This is a genomic window from Sphingobacterium pedocola, from assembly GCF_015209965.1.
In the GTDB taxonomy this organism is placed as follows: domain Bacteria; phylum Bacteroidota; class Bacteroidia; order Sphingobacteriales; family Sphingobacteriaceae; genus Sphingobacterium; species Sphingobacterium pedocola.
The window spans coordinates 1,726,666-1,745,173 of record NZ_MU158689.1; the positions used below are offsets into that span (position 1 = coordinate 1,726,666).

Annotated in this window: 23 protein-coding genes; 13 read left to right on the forward strand and 10 right to left on the reverse strand. The window is 40.7% G+C overall.

All coding sequences use genetic code 11. The annotated features are described in order from the left end of the window. Positions 1-125 precede the first annotated feature (125 nt). Positions 126-326: a hypothetical protein gene (locus C4F40_RS07245; RefSeq protein WP_196938675.1), complete on the reverse strand. Its 201-nt coding sequence runs from the start codon at positions 324-326 to the stop codon at positions 126-128. Between the two features lie 240 nt (positions 327-566). Here C4F40_RS07245 and C4F40_RS07250 point away from each other — a divergent pair, with 240 nt between their 5' ends. Continuing rightward, positions 567-965, forward strand: coding sequence for a GlcG/HbpS family heme-binding protein (locus C4F40_RS07250; protein WP_196938676.1), 399 nt, complete (start codon positions 567-569; stop codon positions 963-965). Between the two features lie 283 nt (positions 966-1,248). On the opposite strand, the gene C4F40_RS07255 is transcribed toward C4F40_RS07250, so the two are convergent. Further along, positions 1,249-1,902 carry a hypothetical protein gene (locus C4F40_RS07255; RefSeq protein ID WP_196938677.1) on the reverse strand — a complete coding sequence of 218 codons (654 nt, stop codon included), beginning with the start codon at positions 1,900-1,902 and terminating at the stop codon, positions 1,249-1,251. 71 nt (positions 1,903-1,973) lie between these two features. Here C4F40_RS07255 and C4F40_RS21665 point away from each other — a divergent pair, with 71 nt between their 5' ends. From C4F40_RS21665 to C4F40_RS07300, 10 genes are all read left to right on the forward strand, one after another. Next, positions 1,974-2,108, forward strand: coding sequence for a hypothetical protein (locus C4F40_RS21665; RefSeq protein ID WP_262894808.1), 135 nt, complete (start codon positions 1,974-1,976; stop codon positions 2,106-2,108). Between the two features lie 442 nt (positions 2,109-2,550). After that, the gene (locus tag C4F40_RS07260; RefSeq protein WP_196938678.1) at positions 2,551-2,979 is read left to right on the forward strand and encodes a nuclear transport factor 2 family protein; all 429 of its coding nucleotides are present in this window, start codon (positions 2,551-2,553) and stop codon (positions 2,977-2,979) included. 178 nt (positions 2,980-3,157) lie between these two features. Continuing rightward, positions 3,158-3,355 carry a DUF1835 domain-containing protein gene (locus C4F40_RS07265; protein ID WP_196938679.1) on the forward strand — a complete coding sequence of 66 codons (198 nt, stop codon included), beginning with the start codon at positions 3,158-3,160 and terminating at the stop codon, positions 3,353-3,355. Positions 3,356-3,569: 214 nt separating this feature from the next. After that, the gene (locus C4F40_RS21760) at positions 3,570-3,818 is read left to right on the forward strand and encodes a DUF3658 domain-containing protein (protein ID WP_196939287.1); all 249 of its coding nucleotides are present in this window, start codon (positions 3,570-3,572) and stop codon (positions 3,816-3,818) included. Positions 3,819-4,382: 564 nt separating this feature from the next. Then, positions 4,383-4,460, forward strand: a complete 78-nt coding sequence (locus C4F40_RS21550) for a DUF2200 family protein (protein WP_231390003.1) — start codon at positions 4,383-4,385, stop codon at positions 4,458-4,460. Positions 4,461-4,544: 84 nt separating this feature from the next. Next, positions 4,545-4,922 carry a DoxX-like family protein gene (locus C4F40_RS07280; protein WP_196938680.1) on the forward strand — a complete coding sequence of 126 codons (378 nt, stop codon included), beginning with the start codon at positions 4,545-4,547 and terminating at the stop codon, positions 4,920-4,922. 4 nt (positions 4,923-4,926) lie between these two features. After that, positions 4,927-5,664 (forward strand): DUF2071 domain-containing protein, encoded by a 738-nt coding sequence (locus C4F40_RS07285; protein ID WP_196938681.1) that lies wholly within the window; start codon positions 4,927-4,929, stop codon positions 5,662-5,664. Continuing rightward, positions 5,655-6,404: a methyltransferase domain-containing protein gene (locus tag C4F40_RS07290; RefSeq protein ID WP_196938682.1), complete on the forward strand. Its 750-nt coding sequence runs from the start codon at positions 5,655-5,657 to the stop codon at positions 6,402-6,404. Before C4F40_RS07285 ends, C4F40_RS07290 begins: the two co-directional genes overlap by 10 nt. Positions 6,405-6,406: 2 nt before the next feature. Then, the gene (locus C4F40_RS07295) at positions 6,407-6,802 is read left to right on the forward strand and encodes a hypothetical protein (RefSeq protein WP_196938683.1); all 396 of its coding nucleotides are present in this window, start codon (positions 6,407-6,409) and stop codon (positions 6,800-6,802) included. A gap of 672 nt (positions 6,803-7,474) precedes the next feature. Next, on the forward strand, positions 7,475-7,903 hold the full coding sequence (locus tag C4F40_RS07300) for a nuclear transport factor 2 family protein (RefSeq protein ID WP_196938678.1): 429 nt from the start codon (positions 7,475-7,477) through the stop codon (positions 7,901-7,903). A gap of 98 nt (positions 7,904-8,001) precedes the next feature. Here the strand turns inward: C4F40_RS07300 and C4F40_RS07305 are convergent, their stop codons facing one another. From C4F40_RS07305 to C4F40_RS07320, 4 genes are all read right to left on the reverse strand, one after another. After that, positions 8,002-9,399: a hypothetical protein gene (locus C4F40_RS07305; protein ID WP_196938684.1), complete on the reverse strand. Its 1,398-nt coding sequence runs from the start codon at positions 9,397-9,399 to the stop codon at positions 8,002-8,004. A gap of 31 nt (positions 9,400-9,430) precedes the next feature. Beyond that, positions 9,431-9,976 carry a hypothetical protein gene (locus C4F40_RS07310; RefSeq protein ID WP_196938685.1) on the reverse strand — a complete coding sequence of 182 codons (546 nt, stop codon included), beginning with the start codon at positions 9,974-9,976 and terminating at the stop codon, positions 9,431-9,433. A 64-nt stretch (positions 9,977-10,040) separates the two neighbouring features. Beyond that, a complete protein-coding gene (locus tag C4F40_RS07315) occupies positions 10,041-10,238 on the reverse strand; it encodes a hypothetical protein (protein ID WP_196938686.1) in 198 nt (65 codons plus the stop codon). A 2-nt stretch (positions 10,239-10,240) separates the two neighbouring features. Next, the gene (locus C4F40_RS07320; RefSeq protein WP_196938687.1) at positions 10,241-10,588 is read right to left on the reverse strand and encodes a hypothetical protein; all 348 of its coding nucleotides are present in this window, start codon (positions 10,586-10,588) and stop codon (positions 10,241-10,243) included. Positions 10,589-10,790: 202 nt separating this feature from the next. Between C4F40_RS07320 and C4F40_RS07325 the strand changes: the two genes are divergently transcribed. Further along, complete coding sequence (locus tag C4F40_RS07325) at positions 10,791-11,273, forward strand: HD domain-containing protein (protein WP_231389954.1); 483 nt, start codon at positions 10,791-10,793, stop codon at positions 11,271-11,273. A 220-nt stretch (positions 11,274-11,493) separates the two neighbouring features. On the opposite strand, the gene C4F40_RS07330 is transcribed toward C4F40_RS07325, so the two are convergent. Continuing rightward, positions 11,494-12,075, reverse strand: a complete 582-nt coding sequence (locus tag C4F40_RS07330; protein ID WP_196938688.1) for a YdeI/OmpD-associated family protein — start codon at positions 12,073-12,075, stop codon at positions 11,494-11,496. Positions 12,076-12,482: 407 nt separating this feature from the next. Here C4F40_RS07330 and C4F40_RS07335 point away from each other — a divergent pair, with 407 nt between their 5' ends. After that, positions 12,483-13,670: a GAF domain-containing sensor histidine kinase gene (locus C4F40_RS07335; protein WP_196938689.1), complete on the forward strand. Its 1,188-nt coding sequence runs from the start codon at positions 12,483-12,485 to the stop codon at positions 13,668-13,670. An 83-nt stretch (positions 13,671-13,753) separates the two neighbouring features. Here C4F40_RS07335 and C4F40_RS07340 read toward each other — a convergent pair whose 3' ends face one another. The 3 genes from C4F40_RS07340 to C4F40_RS07350 form a co-directional block, all read right to left on the reverse strand. Next, positions 13,754-14,563 carry a response regulator transcription factor gene (locus tag C4F40_RS07340; protein WP_196938690.1) on the reverse strand — a complete coding sequence of 270 codons (810 nt, stop codon included), beginning with the start codon at positions 14,561-14,563 and terminating at the stop codon, positions 13,754-13,756. 390 nt (positions 14,564-14,953) lie between these two features. Further along, complete coding sequence (locus tag C4F40_RS07345; RefSeq protein ID WP_196938691.1) at positions 14,954-16,849, reverse strand: alkaline phosphatase; 1,896 nt, start codon at positions 16,847-16,849, stop codon at positions 14,954-14,956. Positions 16,850-16,913: 64 nt separating this feature from the next. Next, positions 16,914-18,446: a SusD/RagB family nutrient-binding outer membrane lipoprotein gene (locus C4F40_RS07350; protein ID WP_196938692.1), complete on the reverse strand. Its 1,533-nt coding sequence runs from the start codon at positions 18,444-18,446 to the stop codon at positions 16,914-16,916. Positions 18,447-18,508: the final 62 nt, after the last annotated feature.

Below are 18,508 nucleotides of genomic sequence, written 5' to 3' on the forward strand. Positions count from 1 at the left end.
GAAAAAGAAAATCGAGCTGAAGGAAATCAGGAATAAAACTACAAAAGTTTAGCCAATTTCATCCGTGTAGACCACATTACGCTGAACAACACCAAAAATGGCTGGCAGGCCTCAGCTTTAACTTCTTACCAAATAGAAGCTGTGACTTCTCCGCGCTCATATTCCTCCACCGTACGATCTAACCCTGCCATAAACTGAGCGTCATCCCATGGATTATCTTTCGTAGCAATCTCTTCCTCAACCATCGTATAGATAGCTTTGACCTCTTTTTTCTCCGCAAACCGGATATAATCGTATAATTTCTCTCTAATTACGTTGGTCCGCATGATGATCACTCCTTATTTATTTAATACAGGAACATATGATTTTTTGAACTTAATCCACAAATCGTGGTATGTAGGAAATGCCGACATCTACTGCATTAGCTTGAGCTTGACAATAATTCTATTGTAAATCTAGTAGAGTTTTAAAACAATTTACATTCCACTTATGTTAACGTAAGTAAGCCACCGTATTAAATATGCTCGCTGTGAGCTATTTAATTATCATGTAAAAAATCAGAAACTATGAATATCACATTAGATCAGGCAGAGAAAATAATTACTTCTGCTAAAGAAAGAGCTGCATCAATTGATACAAAAATGAACATTGCAGTAGTAGACGCTGGAGCTAATCTACTAGCCTTCGCGCGTATGGATGGCGCGTGGTTAGGCTCGTTGGACATCTCGATTAAAAAAGCAAAAACAGCGCGTTTCTTTGATATGGACACGGGTGCGATTGGAGAATTATCCCAACCGGGCGGTTCGTTATACAATATTGAGCATTCAAATCGCGGACTGATTACTTTTCCCGGAGGCATTCCGGTCAAAAATTCATCCGGAGAAATAATAGGAGCAATTGGGGTGAGTGGAAGCTCTGTCGAAAATGACCATGATGTTGCCACTGCAGGTGCAAATGCACTTTAAGCGATTGACTTTCTTAAACTTAAGATGCACTTGGATTGTATTTGCTTGATGTGAATGCACCGTAAATTTAAAAATTGTGGTGTGTTGGTAATTCCGACACACCACTTTTTTAGGATGCCTTGCCATTAACTAATGTTAGCCCTATTATAAAATCAGTAACCTGACTAATAATTGCACAAATTGATTTGTCTTAAAGCAACTAGCCTTTCAAGAAATTATTTCAGTCATCGTCAACAAGATTAATGTCGGCAATATATCATCCAATAGGATCACTAACGTAGTTTTATTCCAAACATCCTGCTGTTGGCAAACCATTCCGCTCGATCAACACGTTAAAAGCAGTTAGAATTGTCATTGGTTCTGGGCAATCCACTTCCTGACTATCTAGCGTTTGGGGGTTGTGATTGTCCTTGGATTGTGAACTGATGCTGTATTTTTTTTCCAGACATTGTATAGGATGGTTTTTGCTCATGTATACACGCCTTTCGGTGACATCATCTGTGGTGGCCTGTGGTACTCCGGATTCGAAATGCCAAGCGGTGCCCTTTAGAAAAGCAAAATACAGCGAATCATTGGCAAGATAGTATTCGTCGGTAGCCTCATAATGATCATATTCGTTATATTGATGGGTTACCAAAAGAAGGTCCCCGCTTTGCGAGTAGTAGGTTACCCGACCTTTTTTCTCTTCGTGGCAGTTGTACTCAAAAGATGCTGTATCGAGTCTATTTTGGTCGATCAGTGATCGTGTCGCGGCATACAAGTGCTGAATGTGCTCGACGCTAAGCGGCGCTACACCAAAATTCGCAGTATCCGGAGCTACAGAAGGAATACTGTCCGCTTGCACTGTATTGATTGTCTTTTCTTGGTTGTTGTTACGCTGATCGCAGGAGGCAAAGCCTGCCATGGAGAGTGCTATATAAATAATAACCTTGTTCATATCTGTATTGATTGTTGCGACGTGTTAAAGAGAACACGCGACAGCGGGCCTTTGTTTTCAATAGTTGTACTATGTCAAAGCAATCGACTATATACAACGAATATGGGTTGAATTACGTGGTAGGACGAGTCTATAATTTGTTGGGAAAAGAAACACCTTGGTTACCGCAACAGGTTTACAGTCGTATTGGAGGCAATTATGGATAATGTATTTCTAGCTAAACTGTAAGTACTACGGCATGGGAAATAGAAATACACTAAAATTTGTTTTTTAATGTGTCGCCATGATGCAAAGTAAATTCTTTATCAAATAAGGCAATTAACTTTGGAGGACGACTTTACGTTCGTATCTAAGACTGCTTCGTCATACTTCCTCGCAGTGACGGAGGAGGCTCCTGCCCACGATGAGGACGATAACTTCCCTTGTACACATTTGAATCTAGTAATGCAACCATAACGTGGTCTTTTGCGTCTTTAGGACATGAAAGGCTTATTAGATAGTGCTGTATATTTTCACCGATTCCTTTTCCGCTTTCACCGAATAATTGGGGGTGCTGGTCTAATTGCCATTCCTTAACATCAGCTTATGCCCTACTTTTGAATCAAACAATACGACATAACAACTTTTAAAACATAAAAAACTACGAACATGAAAACAACCATCATCACCACTATCGCAGCAGCTCTTATCTTATTTGCTTCTTCTATGGTATTTGCTGCCGAGAAATCAAACCCGTTAAAAAACATGAACGCAATGGGTATCGTTGCGGCCTATCTTGATGCTACAGCGCTGGGCAATGTTGAACTTAACGAGCAACTATTTGCTGCCGATTTCGAATACCACAACACAGCAAGCGACGATAAACACGGCAAAAAGGCATACACGAAATTCTTAAAACAAAACAAAGGGCTACAGTACAATTGCAAAACGACTTACCAAATACTGGATGAATGTGGTAAATCTTGCGTGGCGAAAGCGACGATGGAGTTCGAAAATTTCACCCGTGTAGACCACATTACACTTTGCAACACCAAAAATGGTTGGCAGGTAAGCAAAGTGGTAACGACATACCTCTAAAACTGGGTATTTTTGTTTCGATAGGCCTGCAGGAGTGCAGGCCTTTTTTGTATAGTTGTTTTTATCTAAGTTTGTCTTCTTAAATTTACTATATTATGAGTGCCGGTTTATTGCAAAAATAACAATTCGCATTGATCTACGACAGACATTACGAGTCTCAAAACAAATCCAACTAATCATGAACAAAAGGGTTCTTCATATTGTATATGGCTTTACAGGAAAAGCGTTATTGCACCAAAGCCAATTCATAAACCCAGTTGACGGAGACATACTAGAGCTTTCTGCTCCTCTTTCGGAAGGTCCTCTTTGCGATCTGGATGACCGACCAAGCACAGAGAGACGAAAACAATGGGTAGACAATGTATTTGGTAGATAACTACTGCAAGAGTACTGTACCATCTTCTGAAATCGTCAATCCTAGTTTATCAGGTAGATTTTCGAAAGCAACTTTTGTAAATACAGTCGGAAAAACAGTTGTTTCCAAATCGCTAAATGTATTAAGTGTAGAAAATATCAAGACGAATGAATGGTGCTTTGAAGAAATAAGCGAATCTGAAAAACAGAGATTTGCGTTACTGTGGAAGTAGTTACTGGTTGATGACGCTGTATTTCGTGTTTTTAATAAAGAGGGAGCGGGTATTATAGGCGATGAGACATTTTATGATCGCTATCTACTGAATAGGTGCTCCAAGCGGTCCCAACTCTCTTCGAGAATAGTCGGCTATACATTGATGGATATTTGGGATGAGTTTGGCATAGGGGACGGTGCTGGAGACAGCTACCTATATTATAGACTTAATGTACTTGGTGAGATGGGGAAAGTGTATCTGAGGTCTTAGCCCACCACGTTCGACTGTCAAAAAGCAAAGTGCATAAAATGCACACTGGTAGTTAAGAAAAATCGGAAATTCCGATTTTCATACAAACATTATAAATACTCGCTGTTCTGAATTTCCGAACAACCACCGCCAATACCGAACCCGACTGTTCTTACAGCGGGTTACTAGATCTCCGCGTACTCGTATTGCCGTGCTGTGGCAGGTAAGATAATGAGCCCCTTCTCCTTGCCGCAAATAGTCACTTTCATGCAGCTATTGATACACAAAAATATTTTTTTGCTAGATATAATATCGGCTTAAACTTCGACGTTATATAAGTAATTTCATAATTTAGGTTAATAATTGGTTTGGTAAAATCCCGTTGCTCCCCGCTACGGGATTTTCTATTTGATTGTTGAAATATAAAATGAATAGAAAGGTATTTTTTTCTATTTTAGTGAGAAAATGAGATCGGATTACCGAGATTTAGGATGGGAGGATACGATATGAAAACAACTCCGAAACACGATGAACGAATTGCAAAAATGACTTTTGCATCGGTGTATCCGCACTACATCACTAAGGTTGAGCGCAAAAGGCAGAACAATAGAAGAATTAACTCAGGTCGTCGAATGGCTGACAGGATTTGATGTACTTGAATGACATGAAGCTATATAATTGAGCGGATTCTTATGGAAACCACTGTTCAGCGAGATTTGGAAATAATCAGCAACTACACAACCAACGATGAGAAAGTCAAGAATTAACCAGATACTTACCTATTTTATCGCGACTGTTTGGATTGCAAACGGACTTTTTTGTAAAGTTCTAGATCTTGTTCCAAGACATGAACAAATTATTGGAAGAATATTAGGTGGCGGTTTTTCTAGACCATTGACAATTTTAATTGGACTTTCGGAAATCATAATAGCTGTCTGGATTTTAAGCGGCTACAAGAAAAAGTTTGTCGCTATTACCCAGATAGTGGTGGTGGCGACAATGAATACTCTTGAATTTATCCTCGTTCCCGATTTATTGCTTTGGGGCAAGTTTAATTCACTATTTGCACTTATTTTTATTATAATTGTTTACTACAACGCATTTTATCAAAAACAATTCAAATAACTCAATGCTAGCATTTTTAAAAGATCATCCATTTGCAGTTGAAGCGTATTTTGAAAGCTCACTTGTCTTAACTTTTGCCGTACAAAAAGAACAGTTACAAAATCTTGTTCCAGAATGTTTGCGATTGGACACATTTCAAGATGAATGGGCTTTTATCGCAGTTGCTATGGTCCAAACAAAGGACTTGAGACCAAAAGGTTTTCCAAAATTTATGGGCAATGACTTTTTTCTTATTGGTTATCGTGTTTTTGTTCGCTATACGAATAATGCGGGCAAAAGTTTACGTGGCTTGTATATTCTGAAATCAGAAACCGACAAACCGAAAATGGAATTTTTTGGCAATATATTTACCCATTATAACTACACCACGACAGACGTAAAGCAAATCGACCAACTGAGGGAAAAAGAAATATCCTCCATTAAATCAAAATTCCAAATCAGGATAGATCATACGGAAGAGCAAATTTCTTTGCCTGAGCATTCACCATTTGCAGACTGGAAAGAGGCCAGAAGATTTGCGGGACCGTTGCCTTTTACATTTACTTACAACAAAGAAACCAAAGAAGTTTTGATAATTGAAGGGGTACGACAAAACTGGCAACCCAATCCAGTAAAAGTACTCGATTATAATTTTGATTTTTTAGATACGTTGAAACTTGAAAATCCAATATTAGCTAATGCTTTTATCATTAAAAACATTCCATATTATTGGAAAAAAGGTAAAAAAGAAATATGGAAATAAAGAGACGAAATTTTCAAGGTGTATTGAATATATTAAGTTTTAACCGGCACTTTTATGTGTTTGGCTTGATTGTATTGACACTAATTGTTGGGAGTAAGTTTATTTTTAATTGGTATGACTGTTTCTACTGGTTTGTAATCTTGGCATTCATTTATGGTTTAACGATGCCATTGATTGTTTCTGCCTATGTTTATGATTTTTCAGGTTTTTATACTTTCGAATGGTTAGCGAAAATGAAGATAAAAGATGCCCAAGATCAAATCAATCTGAACATTAATGCTGGCTTTGACGAGACTAGCTTTATTATAAAAAAGATATTACCGCAATCTACTTTGCAGGTGTACGACTTTTACGATTCCGAACAGCATACTGAGCCTGCAATAATTCGAGCCAGAAAAGTGAGTATGGTCTATCCGAATACACTGCAGATCAATTCTAATGCAATTCCATTACATGACCATGCTGTCGATAACATCTTTTTACTCTCAGCGATTCACGAGATACGGAGATACGATGAAAAAGTGATGTTTTTAAAAGAATGTCGCAGAGTATGTAAGCCAAATGGAAATGTGATTATGGTGGAACATTTGAGAGATTTTCCAAATTTTGTGGCATTTACAATCGGCTTCGCGCATTTTTTCTCGAAAAAAACTTGGAAAATGGCTTTTCTAGAAGCGGGGTTTACATCATTTGAAGAAAAAAAGTTTACACCGTTTATGTCCATATTTAGTTGTAAGTGAGGATGGACATACATCTTAAAATAGTGGGTGTATTACTGATTGCTTTGGCATCGATACACCTTGTATTTCCAAGGTATTTTAATTGGGCGGAAGAACTTAAATCTTCTAGTTTAATCAATCGGCAAATGATGACGGTACATACGTTCTTCATCGCTTTGACGGTATTGTTCATGGGGTTGCTTTGCTTGACATCTTCTACCGAAATAACTGCGACCAACCTAGGTAAAAAAATAGCGCTTGGACTTGGTTTATTTTGGACTGTTAGACTAATCGTTCAGTTTTTTGGTTACTCAACGGCCTTGTGGAAAGGAAAAAAATTTGAAACGTCTATGCATATTGTGTTTTCGATACTTTGGACATATTTAAGTGTCGTATTTTGGATAACATATTTCAGTTGACAGAGACAGTCTAAATCTGGAAGTCGTTTTATATACACTTAATCAGAAACATTTTGGCATCCATTTCACACGTAATGGAATACAGCTGATAGGATACGATGGCATCAAAAGGCTACGCAATAGACAAATTTGGCTCAGTACTGAGCCGTTTGTAAAGTTTTCTTCCATCGAATTCCAGATCCGCATCATATTTCTCGACGTCTGCGTTCCCCGGTTTTATCATTGATCCTCAAGGAGAAATTAAGAAATTATTGTTTGTAATTCATATATAATCTTAAGATCGAGTTCGCGCAGTTAATGTGTCGCCATGATGTAAAGTAAATCTATATCAAGTAAGGCAATTAGATTTGGAGGACGACTTTACGTTCGTATCTAAGACTGCTTCGTCATACTTCCTCGCAGTGACGGAGGAGGCTCCTGCCCACGATGAGGACGATAACTTCCCTTGTACACATTTGAATCTAGTAATGCAACCATAACGTGGTCTTTTGCGTCTTTAGGACATGAAAGGCTTATTAGATAGTGCTGTATATTTTTCACCGATTCCTTTTCCGCTTTCACCGAATAAATGGGGGTGCTGGTCTAATTGCCATTTCTTAGCATCAACTTATGCCCTACTTTTGAATCAAACAATACGACATAACAACTTTTAAAACATAAAAAACTACGAACATGAAAACAACCATCATCACCACTATCGCAGCAGCTCTTATCTTATTTGCTTCTTCTATGGTATTTGCTGCCGAGAAATCAAACCCGTTAAAAAACATGAACGCAATGGGTATCGTTGCGGCCTATCTTGATGCTACAGCGCTGGGCAATGTTGAACTTAACGAGCAACTATTTGCTGCCGATTTCGAATACCACAACACAGCAAGCGACGATAAACACGGCAAAAAGGCATACACGAAATTCTTAAAACAAAACAAAGGGCTACAGTACAATTGCAAAACGACTTACCAAATACTGGATGAATGTGGTAAATCTTGCGTGGCGAAAGCGACGATGGAGTTCGAAAATTTCACCCGTGTAGACCACATTACACTTTGCAACACCAAAAATGGATGGCAGGTAAGCAAAGTGGTAACGACATACCTCTAAAACTGGGTATTTTTGTTTCGATAGGCCTGCAGGAGTGCAGGCCTTTTTTTGTATACTTGTCTATCAGCGGCGTTTAAGCACGCTGTATTGATACCGAATTAATTCGCTCCCCCTTCCCGCCACTCGGACTCGGTCATCGGTTCATTGTCCCGGCCCCAAGGACCGTTATATTCGCCATCTACATAATATTCATCATAATCGGCGGCGTCCCACCACTCCCTGAATTTCTGCAGGCCGAAATAATGATTGTCCTGTAGTATCGTTCGTTCCTTTTCGTTGAGCATTAACCGTAACCTGCCCATCATCCGATGATCCGACAACTGCAGACTATTGTCTCTTTTCGTATATTTGTACTGTTCGGCGAAGTAGACCATATTCGCCAGTATTTCTACCCGCTGCCTATCTGTTATTGCCACACGAGGCTCATAAGCTGCATAGCCCATCATATATTCGAGATAGGACTGGATGTCGGACAATAACCCACGGATCTCTGACGTTGCAGTTGGTACATAGCGTTTCTGTAAGAGTTTGAAAGTATTGGCATGTATCGTTATCGATCCGCCACAGTTCCATTTCCAAAATAAACTACCGAAGGCATCGGGATGAACTTTTTCAAAAGGTGTTTTGAGCACTACCTGATACAACAGATCGTCATGAGCTGTCCAGCCAAAACGCTTGACAAGGCTTTCCATAAAAAATCGGTCGTACTCCATAAGCCATTGCAAGCGGGTATTTTCATTTTTAAACAAAAACCTGTTACGGTTCAGTATAAGAAGTCTGTTGAACTTCCTTTGTTGCTCAAGGTTATATTCGTCTGTTCGATTTTCGAGATCGTTCCACTTCTCCCTATTTACATCTGCCTTGTGTGCCGTACTCCAATAGGTTGTTGGCAGTTTTTTTTCGATTTGGGCCAGATCGGAATGTTGCGAGCGGTAATCGATAATTTCCGGAAGGTAATAGAAGTCCGTAATAAAGTTTCCCGGTGTTACGATAAAAAAGCCGTTGTAATCAATACCGTTATTACGATAGTAAATAGGTTTATAAGTACAATCCTCTTCGAGAAGATTGACGTAACGAAATTGCTCGCTAGTGTCCGTGGGCAGCTGTATACCAAAAATTTCCTTCACTTTCTTAACAAAAGTCATTTTTTCAACGTCGCGGTATCCATTGTCCCAGAGCACATTGAACAGTTCGAATGTAACAGCCCGAAGCTCGTCCGTGTCGAAAGGTTCTTTTGGAATATCGGTAACGTCATTGTATATATTCGCCCCTTCCCAAAGCTGTTTTTCCAGCACCTTTTTACCTTCCGCGATCCTTCTTTGCAAATATTCGTCTTTACTATAGGGATCGTATACATCAATCTGCACTACTGAGTTATTCAGTATAGTAGATACTGTATCCTGCTTATCGTCAGCGGATCGCCCCGACGAACAGCCACCACAGGATAAAGTAAGGCCGGATGAAAATAGGCAGAGGATACTGAATAGCTTTTTCATTTTCTGTTGATATGAGGTAAAGGACATCTATCTATTTCTTAACGGGTTCGTATTCATGAATGGACCGTCCGGTTTGGCTTGCTCCGAAAAATAAGATCCACAAGCTTTCGTCATTATAGCGATAGATACCTATACGATTATTCTGCAAAGGCGCTAATATCGTCTTATCTTCTTTTACTGAGAAATAAATAAAAGGAATCGGGATGATACGGGTTTTGTTTTTGAGAATGAGATACTTTCCTCGCTTGCGAACCGGTATTTCAAAACTGGCTACAGATCGCCGATTTTCATAAGCGACAACCTTTAAGGTCTTATTGTTTTCCAACGATAAATGGATAGTTGCATTTTCGGAAACCTGAGACAATGTCTCTATCTGCGACCTGTACGGAGACAATTTGTTCCACAACGACATATGTCGATATAATGCGGTCGTGTCTACGGAAGAATTGGCATAACGGGCATCGGCAAACTGCGTGTTGATAGCAACCGGCTTTACCGAGAACTTTCCGGAAAGAATTCGCGTAGAAGTGCATCCTGTAAGCGATGAGAACGCAAGTATGTAAAAAAACCACCTCATTCCTTTTTTGTATGTTACCTACAAGATACGGAAGATCATGCGACTTAACTAATCCTTTTAAAATTTACCGACATTGGATTAAAATTTGTATACCTCCTCTTGAAATCGGAATATACGTGGTACGGAGGTCCCTCCCATCTTTTTGGATACGGATATGAGCTTTATTACCTAACAGGATTAACCTCTCCATACTGATGATACCCGAGATCAAGTGAGGTCCATCAGAAACATAAGAACGTTTAGTCTTATCTGTGTTGGACATGATTATGGACTTTCATGTGTACGTCTTTTAATCTTTACGGCACCTACAATGACAAATAGGACATAAAAAACAGTTAAAATAACTATAAAAAGCGCTATTATATCCAAATCGGAGGACCAATGTTCTTCAAGTACAAAATCCCTATAATTATAATAGGCGGCAGCCTTTTCTGATGGGTAATCCTGTGGCATATCCTGCATCGAAAGTGGTGAACTAAAGTAGTATTGGCAAGTGGGACGATGTTTTAAGAAGATATTGTATTCTCCATAAAACTCGTCATCAGCTGATAAACCGGTCATCAGCCAGGTCACTAAAATCAACATCGGTGATAGGTAGAAATGCTTTTTCATTCTATATGGCGGCGTACAATCTTATGTTTACGTCGTGAATATAGCTTAAAATAAATTGTTAAAATAATTTAAATTATGTAACGACTTCCCCTTAAGGCTGAGTATTTTTGTTTCTTAGGGATCGATAAAAACTAGTAAGCGTTTCACTGTAAAATTCTCGGACGACAATTCTGAGGTGCCAACGCTTAAAAAATTAGAAACGATGAGTATATATTATGAAGATGTATTATATGGAAACTTTAAAATTGAGGGGATTTTAGAGGAACTCGTTCATACAGAACCCTTCCAAAGACTAAAACGGATTCATCAAGGCGGTGCTATTATCGTTGCCCGACCTGATTTGAATCAAACACGGTATGAACATTCAATCGGAGTTATGAAACTAATTCAGATTATGGAAGGTAGTTTAGCAGAACAGATTATGGGTTTATTACATGATATTTCACATACGGCCTTTTCACATCTTATTGATTATGTTCTTGACCTACCAGAGGAGAACTACCACGAACGAATTTTTGCCGAAGTGATCCAGCATCCAGAAATTTTAGGAGTAATTGAAAAATATGGATTTAGTATGGAGCAGTTTTTAACTCCAGACAAATTTACTATTCTGGATTACCCATTACCAAGTTTATGTGCTGACCGAATTGATTATACACTTGTCTTACCGTGCCGTGGCAGGTGAGATAATGAGAACGTCCTTCTTACCAAAAGTAGTGACTTTCATGCCACCTATTGATACAGAAAAATATTTCTTATTGCAGATAATATCGGGTTAAACTTGGACGTTATATAGGTAATTTCATAATTTAGGTTAATAATTGGTTTGGTAAAATCCCGTTGCTCCCCGCTACGGGATTTTCTATTTTGTACGCATATTTCATGGAGGTTCAGGACGTGCCTTTCTATCGTAAGTGCGTCGGTTTTAGATTCTGCTTTGCACTGTCAACAATTTCAGCAATTCGTTTTTGCCTTGTCTCTGTTGTTTTGGCAAACACAAGCCAAGCCAAGATTGTTTTCCGTACGGATTTGCTTAAACTTAAAAAGAAGTCTTTTGAATTAGGTTTTTCAGCGAACTTTTCTTCCAAGTCTGCCGGCACAATTAATTCTTCAACTTCATCCAAAATTGTCCAGGAACCATTTTGTTTTGCAGTTTCTATGCTTGCAAAGCCTGCCTCTGTCATTAATCCATGCGCTATAAGTTGCTCAACTTTGTTTTTGTTAATTTTTGACCAAGTGCTTTTCGGCTTGCGCTTACTGAAAAACTGATGTGATGTTTCTTCGTCAATTTTAATTTTCTTACTATCTATCCAACCAAAGCAAAGGGCAACATCTACAGCTTCGCTCCAGGTGATAGACGGATTTTTGGATAATTTAGCGTAAAAAACAAGCCAAACAGATTGTTTTGACAAATGATTTTTTGCTAACCATTGTCGCCATTCTGTTTTACTTGTCGGATAAAAAGTTTCTAGTTCCTTGTTCTGCATATCTATTTCGTTGCTACTAATATAATACAAACTTGAGAATAAGTAATATACTCCATTTATAATACCAATTTGCGGAACGTTGATCCCTGATTACCTACTTTTATTTTTCTGATTATTGACATATACAAACACATGGCTTGATAATATTTTGACGGGAGGGATCTCCGGTTCCATATTGAGTCTAACCCGGAAGAGTTTTCCATCCATCTTTTCGACATCGGATCTATGATGGAAAACCACCTTAGGATTCACCATAAGCGGACATACACGAGTTTCTTAATTTATTATAGGTTTAAAACTGGTTACAGAATAACGCGATGCCATAATTCGGCGATGGCGCTGTTAATTTTCGGTTAACATACATTTCATTAAAATTATTAGATTTGACGGAGAAACACAATCTTTAAATGAATAAAGAATTAAGCTTAGAACTTCAACGGGATATTGAAAATATTGCAAATAACAGTTCTATCAGGTCAATACTGAATGTGATATGTAAAACAACTGGGATGGGGTTTTCTGCGGTTGCAAGAGTAACTGATGATAAGTGGATTACCTGCTTATCTCAGGATGAAATTAATTTTGGGCTCTCTTCAGGGGATGAATTAACGCTCGAAACAACTATTTGCAACGAAATTAGGCAACACCAGAATCCTGTTGTAATTGAAGAAGTTGCTGAAAGTTCACGATATTGCAATCATCATACCCCTGCACAATATGGATTTCAAAGCTATATTTCTTTTCCTATTTTCAGGAAAGATGGTAGTTTTTTTGGTACGTTATGCGCAATTGATCCGTCGCCAGCAAAATTAGAAACTGAGCAGATAAAGGAACTATTTACCCTTTATACTGAGCTTATCACTTTTCACCTTGACAAAATTGATGAAATGGAAGAACTGTCCTCCATTTTACTAGAAGAAATAAGGGTTGCCGAACACCGTGAGACATTTATTGCCATATTGGGGCACGATCTACGAAATCCCATCGGAATAACCCGGAGGTGCGCAGATACACTTTTGACAACAGAACTTTCCGCATTTGCAAAAAGACAGGTAAGTTCGATCAAGTCCGCAACATACCAGATGCAGTTACTGATCGATAATTTATTAGGCTTCGCAAAGGGTCATCTGGGGGATGGTATTCAGTTGAAATTAAGAGGCAATAATCGCGAGCTTAAAAGGACATTAATCCAAGTTGTTAGGGAATTGGAACCAATATACGAAGGGTATGAAATTAAATTATCGATAACTCTAGATAAAGTGGTGGTTTGTGATCCGGATAGGATAAGTCAATTATTTTCAAATTTAATAGGAAATGCCATACAACACGGAACGCAACGGCAGCCCATCGAAATTGAAATTAAAACTGCATTAAATAAATTTCTGCTCAAAGTTTCCAACAGAGGAGAGAAAATTCCTTTGCAGACGCAAGCTAATTTATTCAAGCCTTATTTTACGACGAACGCTGAAACCAATAAATCGGGATTGGGCTTAGGACTTTATATATGCTCTGAAATCGCAAAGGCACATGGGGGCGATATAGTCGTTCAATCCACAGATCAGCAGACATCTTTTGAGTTTACCATGCCTATTTAAATGCAGCACAACTGTAAAACGACTTACCGAATACCGGATGAATGCGGTAGATTGCCACTCTAAAGATAGACATAACTGCTACCTTATATCCAACCTTCGACCAAAGCCGTTTTAACGACTTCGATCATATTTTTGCATTTCATCTTCTTAAGGATGTTTTTACGATGTGTGCGTACGGTATGTTCACTCACAAATAGTTTCTCTGCGACTTCCTTGCTTTCCATTCCCTCTGCCAATAAGTCGATTACCTTTAGTTCGGCTGGGGATAATGTGCTTGGGAAACAGTCCTTGTATTCCTCTTTATGGAAGACGGGTATGCGCTTGGGGTTTTCGGGATCACTTGTGTCCACGATATAATGGCTGTATTTCCTGGTCGGTTGCATACTACTGATATCCGAATAGATATTCAACATGTAGATGGGTTCCATATTTTCGTTAAACAAAACAGGGATACTTTGTGCCAATACAAACATGGTTTTTCCGTCTTTGCAAACTAGGTCGAGGGTCCTATTCACCTTTATAAAAGGTCGATTTTGAGGCGCTTGATCATATAGGTATTTAAAATACCGTGTCCCTCCCCTTACACCACGAACTACGTCTTTTAAGTGATGTATCTTTAACATCAAACCATAACCATTTTTAATAACTTCTTCTTTGCTGTACCCGATAAAGTGCTGTATCGGACCGCCTGCATCGATGATCGATAAGGTAGTAATATCTGCCAACGAATAAAAATAGGTATCGAAGGCATGGAAAACACGTAGGTAATTGTTCAGATCAAATTCCTTTTTCCGCTGCAAGACATCGCGCTTTCCATGTGCTGTCTGCGAATACCTGCTGAATTCCTGAAACGATTCCGATATCTTTCGAAATAAGAATTGGTTAATGCCCATAGTAATCAGTTTTTTTATGCTAATTCGCTTATCCAACCTATCGGCATGTGAATTAACAAAATTAGCGCAGACCAAAATATGAATTTTCGTAATATTTCCAAAATAAGTACTCCGGCAGATCGCTATAGATTTGCTAACTGCGAATAGGTGCCGAATCGTTTTTCTTTCAGGAAGAGCACGCGAAGAAATACGAGGACGCTAAATATGGAGCCATTCAGGACGACTGTGTGGGCTGTCTGCACCGTTTAGTGATTTTGTGAAATGTAGAGACGACTGCAAAATCAGCAATTTACTCGCTCGTATGTGCAGGTAGATCAGCGCTTTTGACAGGCTTGAATTGGAATAGCAACTTGAGTAACACTTAGTCTCAGTTGCTATTCCAAAACAAGGCTATTTTGTCGGAAGGTTGAGCACGCGATAGATCAGCTTAGCAATATCTGCATTGTCTAAAAAACCTTGGAACAAATCTGCTCCGGGACCATAAGCCATCAGCGGTACAGGTATGCCCGTATGATCTGTAGTTGCAAAATTCCCTAGCACATTACCCTTGTCTTTTTCAGCATCTAGCAATACTAAACCGCCGGTCTCGTGGTCGGAAGTAACGAGTACCAAGGTCTCTCCGTCTGCATCTGCATAACGCAGCGCCTCACCCACCATACGATCAAAACTCAAGTATTCTGCTATGGTAAAGGGGAGCGAATTGCTGTGACCACCCCCATCAATCTTCGCGCCTTCTACCATTAAAAAGAATCCGTTGTCTGCAGCTCTTTGCTTCAAAAACTGCACAGATGGTGCGAACGTATGTTCAATTAATCGATAATCGGTTTTTGTATCATCTTGGTCTTTCTTCAGCTTATCCCACTCCCGATCCACCTTGTCCTGCGCAAATACAAGTAAACGTTCGCTTTTGGAATCAGCAATATGTTCTGCGTCCAGCATAATCTCCACTCCCTTGGCCTTTAGTCCACTGAGCAGTGTGCTGTCGGCTTCAGCAAAAATAGAATGAAAGCCACCCACCATAAGTGACAACTTTGAATCTACGAGCTGTGCAGCAATGCTGTCTGTCCGGTTTCGTTCGCTAACATGCGCATAGAAAGACGAAGGTGTAGCGCCGGTAATGCGATCGTTGGAAACAATACCGCTCACCATGCCCGCTTTCGCTATTTGGTCGGGAATGTTGCTAACGCGATTGCCCATAGTGTCTACTCCGATGTACCGGTTTCGGGTCTTCACTCCTGTCGCCAAAGCGCTACCTCCTGCGGCGGAATCGGTATGGTAGTTGTCGGTAGAGCTCGTCACCAGATAACCGGTGTAAGGCATATTGAGCACATTTAGCTGCCCCCGATTGGCCATTGCGGCTGCCCAGAGCTGCGACAGTCCAGCACCGTCACTAATGAGCAGGATCACGTTCTTCGGGTGTACAGACGATGTACTCTTTTCCCGCTGGGGCACATAGGGCGAATAAAAGTCAGCATTTGTATGGCTATTCTTCGGGTAGGCTTGTACAAACTGTGCAGCTGCCATGGGTTGGTCGGTGTTGATGTAATCGACCCCCATTTTCATCCATTCATACCAGGTGGTTTTGGTATCTGGAGCTGCCCAAAATCGAAACTTCTTGCCCAGGTTATGGACCGAATCCACCGCGCTCTTAACACGTCTATAGTCGCCATCGGTCAACCTTCCTAGGCCATTCCATTCGGAATACTTTGGAAAAGGTGCACTAAATAATCCGACCCTCGCTAGCTGCGAAGCGGTATAGTGTCGTTGGAGTTCGCCGTCGAAAAAGAAAACTTCATCGTAACGATGAAAGTCTTCGGGTGCCGGCCGATCACCGCTGATTAGTAGCTTGACCGCTTTCGGGTTGTTTTTGCTATCAAAAAGTTGCCGATGTGGTTCAATCTTCTTGAGCAGCGCTTCCAATATACCTTTTCCATCCGCTTTTGGATCGATCAACAGCTGTAGCTGGCCGCCTTCAGGATACAAATACCCCTCTTTGCTATCGGCGAAAGCCTTCAGTATTGGTTGCAGGTACAAACGGTCGAACGTGTTTGCCGTGGTGATCTCCTGCTGCTCGTGCGCTACGTAAAGTTCGCCATCTTGTAAAAATAAGTCGACCTCAATCGATCCGAAGCCTAGCCCATAGGCCAGTTCAAACGGATGATTTCGGGTGTAATCGTTATGCGAATGCAGATTTTGCAGATAGGCCGTGGGCCTGATCTGCGCAAACGTGGGTGTAGCGAACAGAAGTGCCGCGCCCACAAATTTTGATAATAGTATTTTCTTCATTTTATAACTAGTGTGTAAAATATACAATCCATATCAGCCACCCTAACTTCGGGAAGCACATGTTTTAGGGTTGAAACCAGACTTTCACGTTATGATCGGGCATCTTCCCGCCCATATGCTGCTCTACCCATTCCATCAAGCTGGGATTATTCTGTTCATTATCCGAATATACGTATCTTACGGGTATCTGTGCCAATACCGAAGGTCCGGGTTTAATCTCGGGAATACCTGTACGACGCCATGACGCCCAACCCTCGAAACCGTTCAGGAAGCTGTCCATAAAATATTGCTCGGCGATCATGCGGAGTCCGTTTGCCGGTTGGTAATGGTTTGCTGCGTTTTCCCAATAGGCCTCACGTTGGCTATCACTGATAAAGGGGTTCTGTGCGTGCGTCTGACTTCCCACTTGCTTCCATTTATCGAATGATGCATTTACAGCCTGCTTATATACGGATTCGACCTCGCCGGTGACGCCCATGTTCCGTTGGATGGCTTCCGCTTTTAACAGGAGCAACTCCGCGTAGCTCATCAAAAATGCTCTATTGTCCTGACGGATACGACGACCAATGACAGAAAAGTCTGCTTCCCCAAATCCGCTACTCGCATAGAATGCTTCTTGCTCTGCAGCGCTTAAACCTGTCGCCTGCCCGCGGTATTCCAGCGGCTTAGCGGGATCGTTCGCATTTGCTAAAAAAGAGTTCCTGGTGGGTGCCGCGTATACGGTAAGACGTGGGTCAGCTCCCTTTTTTAGCAGATCCATCATAACAACGCTCACTCGGGCATTATCGGAAAAGTCGACCCCACTACCGTCTGAAAACGGATTTTGGATATACCATCGGTAAAAATCGCTTGAATTGTTGTATACCAGCGTGGCAGCATCCGTCACGTCCGTAAATACGGGATAACGATTTGCGTCGTTGAAGATCGCCGCCACCTGCTGTGCAACGTCTGCTTTTGCGGACTGCCGCATCAAAATCCGTACTTTCAACGAATTCGCAAACTTTCGCCACTTTTGAAGATCACCGTTATACAAGATATCCCGGCTGATGGAAGAGCCGGATGGCAGGTTAGCTAACAACCCGTTGGCCGTCTCCAGATCTGCTAACATACGCTGGTAGACTTCTTCTTGTTTTTGGAACGTTGCGAACTCGAAGCCATCTACATTGCCCATACCAGCTTCATCGTATGGAATATCTCCATAAGCATCCGTTACCAATGAAAGGATGTACACCTTATTGATATGTGCCAAAGCCAGATATTGTGGCTGATTGGCCTGCTCGGCCAGAACCTTCATTTGATTAATGTCTTTGACGAGCCGGACAGCTCCGTTCCATTCTTCACGCCAATTGGCTCCCGTGAGGTTGTATCTCCCGTCACTCTCACTGGTACCTCCTGGATACGCGAGGTGTTGTACATACTGCCCTGCTCGTGTGCCACTAGCCACCATCGTGCCGACACCGCCACTGATGATGGGTGGCAGTAGCATCTGTACGGGTACTATTGCTGGGTTATTGGGATCTACATTGATTTCTTCAAAGTCTTTGCAAGACTGCAACGCTAAAGCTACAGCGGCCAGACAAACTATATATTTTTTCATGGTATATACTCGTTGTTTTTCGTGTTTTAATAATTATTGACAAGCCTAAGCGTGCGACGCTA

Coding starts and splice junctions, on each gene's coding strand:
- C4F40_RS07245 (WP_196938675.1), bottom strand. CDS start 326: ATGCGGACCAACGTAATTAGAGAGAAATTATACGATTATATCCGGTTT.
- C4F40_RS07280 (WP_196938680.1), top strand. CDS start 4,545: ATGAGAAAGTCAAGAATTAACCAGATACTTACCTATTTTATCGCGACT.
- C4F40_RS07330 (WP_196938688.1), bottom strand. CDS start 12,075: ATGCAGAACAAGGAACTAGAAACTTTTTATCCGACAAGTAAAACAGAA.
- C4F40_RS07305 (WP_196938684.1), bottom strand. CDS start 9,399: ATGAAAAAGCTATTCAGTATCCTCTGCCTATTTTCATCCGGCCTTACT.
- C4F40_RS21665 (WP_262894808.1), top strand. CDS start 1,974: ATGTCAAAGCAATCGACTATATACAACGAATATGGGTTGAATTACGTG.
- C4F40_RS07265 (WP_196938679.1), top strand. CDS start 3,158: ATGAACAAAAGGGTTCTTCATATTGTATATGGCTTTACAGGAAAAGCG.
- C4F40_RS07345 (WP_196938691.1), bottom strand. CDS start 16,849: ATGAAGAAAATACTATTATCAAAATTTGTGGGCGCGGCACTTCTGTTC.
- C4F40_RS07300 (WP_196938678.1), top strand. CDS start 7,475: ATGAAAACAACCATCATCACCACTATCGCAGCAGCTCTTATCTTATTT.
- C4F40_RS07285 (WP_196938681.1), top strand. CDS start 4,927: ATGCTAGCATTTTTAAAAGATCATCCATTTGCAGTTGAAGCGTATTTT.
- C4F40_RS07255 (WP_196938677.1), bottom strand. CDS start 1,902: ATGAACAAGGTTATTATTTATATAGCACTCTCCATGGCAGGCTTTGCC.
- C4F40_RS07315 (WP_196938686.1), bottom strand. CDS start 10,238: ATGTCCAACACAGATAAGACTAAACGTTCTTATGTTTCTGATGGACCT.
- C4F40_RS07310 (WP_196938685.1), bottom strand. CDS start 9,976: ATGAGGTGGTTTTTTTACATACTTGCGTTCTCATCGCTTACAGGATGC.
- C4F40_RS07290 (WP_196938682.1), top strand. CDS start 5,655: ATGGAAATAAAGAGACGAAATTTTCAAGGTGTATTGAATATATTAAGT.
- C4F40_RS07260 (WP_196938678.1), top strand. CDS start 2,551: ATGAAAACAACCATCATCACCACTATCGCAGCAGCTCTTATCTTATTT.
- C4F40_RS07340 (WP_196938690.1), bottom strand. CDS start 14,563: ATGGGCATTAACCAATTCTTATTTCGAAAGATATCGGAATCGTTTCAG.
- C4F40_RS07350 (WP_196938692.1), bottom strand. CDS start 18,446: ATGAAAAAATATATAGTTTGTCTGGCCGCTGTAGCTTTAGCGTTGCAG.
- C4F40_RS07335 (WP_196938689.1), top strand. CDS start 12,483: ATGAATAAAGAATTAAGCTTAGAACTTCAACGGGATATTGAAAATATT.
- C4F40_RS07325 (WP_231389954.1), top strand. CDS start 10,791: ATGAGTATATATTATGAAGATGTATTATATGGAAACTTTAAAATTGAG.
- C4F40_RS07295 (WP_196938683.1), top strand. CDS start 6,407: ATGGACATACATCTTAAAATAGTGGGTGTATTACTGATTGCTTTGGCA.
- C4F40_RS07320 (WP_196938687.1), bottom strand. CDS start 10,588: ATGAAAAAGCATTTCTACCTATCACCGATGTTGATTTTAGTGACCTGG.
- C4F40_RS07250 (WP_196938676.1), top strand. CDS start 567: ATGAATATCACATTAGATCAGGCAGAGAAAATAATTACTTCTGCTAAA.